The following is a 245-nucleotide window of genomic DNA, read 5'->3' as shown; positions in this document are numbered from 1 at the left end:
TCGCAACTAAATATAAGAAGCCTTTAGCCATGGGAATATAAGTAATATCAATTGCCCAAGCTTGGTTCGGGTAAGTCACTTCGATATCACGCAGCAGATAGGGGTAAACCTTGTGTGCCTTATTTGCTGTGACCTTACGGCAAGATAGCGCAAATAAGTAAAAACCATCCGGCATACTTGATTGCAACCTAAACAACTAAGGTGTGATCAATGAATACCACAACATCATTAGAGCAAATTAAAGC

Annotated in this window: 1 pseudogene; it reads right to left on the bottom strand. The window is 40.0% G+C overall.

The annotated features are described in order from the left end of the window. Positions 1–115 (bottom strand): annotated as a pseudogene (locus HC733_RS22800) (IS3-like element ISVpa4 family transposase); the annotation flags it as partial. Between the last annotated feature and the right edge of the window lie 130 nt (positions 116–245).

The sequence above is a fragment of the Pseudoalteromonas sp. S16_S37 genome (assembly GCF_014694405.1).
Classification (GTDB): Bacteria; Pseudomonadota; Gammaproteobacteria; order Enterobacterales; family Alteromonadaceae; genus Pseudoalteromonas.
The sequence above is the reverse complement of the archived record's forward strand: the minus strand, read 5'-3'. Positions and strand labels throughout refer to the sequence as shown.